Raw genomic sequence first — 2,521 nt, 5'->3', positions numbered from 1 at the left:
GTACGCGGCACTGGCGGCCCGGCAGCCGCACGGCCGGCTGGTCGGCGCCGACGAGATCGCCGCGGCCGTCGCGTATCTCGCCTCTCCGGCCGCCGCCTCCACGACGGGCGCCGCCCTGGCGGTCGACGGCGGCATGGACGGACTGCGGCTGCGACCGCGGACGGAGGGCTGAGCCGTGCAGCGCTTCGCCGCCGTGATCAGGCTGCGGCCCGAGAAGGAGCCGGAGTACCGCGCACTGCACGCCGCCGCGTGGCCGGGCGTACTCGCGGCCCTCAAGCGGGCCAACATCGGCAACTACTCCATCTTCCTGCGGGACGGCCTGCTGTTCAGCTACCTGGAGTACACCGGGAGCGACTACGCCGCCGACACCGCGGCGATCGCCGCCGATCCGGTCTCCCGCGAGTGGTGGGCGCTGACCGATCCGTGCCAGCAGCCGCTGGACGGGGTGGCCGAGGGGGAGTGGTGGGCCTCGGCGGAGGAGATCTTCCACCTGGACTGAGGCGGCGCCGGAGTTGCGGGCGGCCCTTCCGCCTCACCGACCAGAAGCCTTGTCACCACGAAGCCTGTCACCACGAAGCCTTGTGATCCCAAAGCCTTGCCACCTCGAAACCCTGCCGACCGACCGAAGGATCGAAGAACGGTGCGCATCGACGCTCATCACCATCTGTGGGACCTCGGAGTGCGCGACCAGCCGTGGACCCACGCCGTGCCCGACCTGCGCCGGACCTTCAACGCCGCCGAACTGCGGCCCGCGCTCGACCGGAACGCCATCGACGCCACCGTCGTCGTCCAGACCATCGCCGTACCGGAGGAGACACCGGAACTGCTCGCCCTGGCGGCCGAGGACCCGCACGTCCGAGCCGTCGTCGGCTGGACGAGCCTGACCGATCCCGGTGTCGCCGGCCGCCTCGCGGAACTGCGCGAACGGCCCGGAGGCTCCGCACTCGTCGGTATCCGGCACGGCATCCAGGACGAGCCCGATCCGGACTGGACGGCGCGTCCCGAGGTCCGTCGCGGTATCGAGGCGGTCGGCGCCGCGGGCCTCGTGTACGAGCTGCTCGTACGGCCCGACCAACTGCCCGCCGCCGTACGGACCGTACGAGAGCTGCCGGACGTGCGCTTCGTCCTGGACCACGCGGGCAATCCGGTCGTCGGCGCGGACGGCCTGGCGCCATGGACCGCGCTGCTGACCGAGCTCGCCGACTGCCCCAATGCCGCCGTGAAACTGTCCGGCCTGGTCACCAGGACCGGCGCCGATCCCGCCCGCGCTCTGCGCCCGTACGCGGACGTACTGCTCGCGACGGTGGGCCCTGACCGCCTTATGTACGGCTCGGACTGGCCTGTCTGTCTGCTCGCGGCCGATTACGACGACGTCCTGGCCGTCGCCGAGACACTCACGGACCAACTCGGCGCCGACGAGCGCGAGGCGGTCTTCGGCACGACGGCCGCGCGCTGGTACGGGATCGCCGCGTGACGGGCCGCAGACTCGGCCGTAACCGCCGGCTCGGCCGTACGGATGTCCGCGTCAGTGCCCTGGGATTCGGCGGCGCTCCCCTCGGCAATCTCTACGCGCCGCTCGGCGACGACCAGGCACGGGCCACGGTCGAGGCCGCCTGGGACGCCGGAGTCCGCTACTTCGACACCGCTCCGCACTACGGTCTCGGACTCTCCGAACGGCGGCTCGGCGCGGCACTCGCCCACCGGCCACGGGCGGAGTTCACCGTCTCCACCAAGGTCGGCCGACTGCTGGAACCCCATCCCGCACCCACCGGATCCGACCTGGCCGCAGGCGGCTTCGCCGTACCGGACACGCTGATCCGCCGTCCCGACTACTCACGTGACGGCGTCCTGCGCAGCCTGGAGGGCAGCCTGACCAGGCTGGGCCTGGACCGCGTGGACGTCGTCTACGTCCACGATCCCGACGACCATCTCGACACCGCCCTCGACCAGGCACTTCCCGCCCTGGCGGCCCTGCGCGACCAGGGCGTCATCGGCGCCGTGGGCGTCGGCATGAACACCGTCGCGCCTCTGCTGCGGATCGTCGCCGAGGCGGACGTGGACGCCGTGATGGTGGCCGGCCGCTGGACATTGATCGACCGTACGGCCCGCCCACTGCTGGACGCGTGCGCGGAGCGCGGCGTCGCGGTGGTCGCGGCGGCTCCGTTCAACTCCGGCCTCCTCAGCCGCCCGTACCCACCCGACGAGGCGTCCTTCGACTACGGCCCGGCCCCCGCCGCCCTGCTCCGCCGAGCCCGCCACCTGGCTGACATCTGCACCGCCCACCACACCACCCTCCCCCACGCCGCCCTCCGCTTCCCACTCCGCGCCCCCGCCGTCCCCACCGTCGTAGCCGGCTTCCGCACCCCCCAAGAAGCCACCTCAGCCGCCCACTGGACAGCCCACGACCTCCCCGCCAACACCTGGTCGGCCCTCGACTCGGCCGCCTGAGCCGCCCGTTCAGATGACAAAGGCCGACTGACAAAGCCGGTGCGGCGGCTCCCTCCGTCAAGGAGTGGAGCCG

General features: G+C 72.5%; 4 protein-coding genes. All 4 read left to right on the top strand.

Annotated elements, in window-relative coordinates; genetic code table 11:
- On the top strand, positions 1–172 hold a 172-nt coding region (locus GA0115259_RS37810), incomplete at its 5' end, for an SDR family oxidoreductase (protein WP_141716882.1).
- A 3-nt stretch (positions 173–175) separates the two neighbouring features.
- A complete protein-coding gene (locus tag GA0115259_RS37805; RefSeq protein ID WP_093605114.1) occupies positions 176–499 on the top strand; it encodes an L-rhamnose mutarotase in 324 nt (107 codons plus the stop codon).
- A 141-nt stretch (positions 500–640) separates the two neighbouring features.
- Entirely contained in the window at positions 641–1,474 is an 834-nt protein-coding gene (locus GA0115259_RS37800; RefSeq protein WP_093605112.1) for an amidohydrolase family protein, read from the top strand.
- Positions 1,471–2,448 carry an aldo/keto reductase gene (locus GA0115259_RS37795; protein ID WP_093605110.1) on the top strand — a complete coding sequence of 326 codons (978 nt, stop codon included), beginning with the start codon at positions 1,471–1,473 and terminating at the stop codon, positions 2,446–2,448. The genes GA0115259_RS37800 and GA0115259_RS37795 overlap by 4 nt, the downstream gene beginning before the upstream one ends.
- Positions 2,449–2,521 lie beyond the last annotated feature (73 nt).

Origin of the sequence: Streptomyces sp. MnatMP-M17 (assembly GCF_900091995.1) — a bacterium.
Classification (GTDB): Bacteria; Actinomycetota; Actinomycetes; order Streptomycetales; family Streptomycetaceae; genus Streptomyces.
Note: the sequence above shows the minus strand (reverse complement) of the source record. Positions and strands in the feature narration are given on the sequence as shown.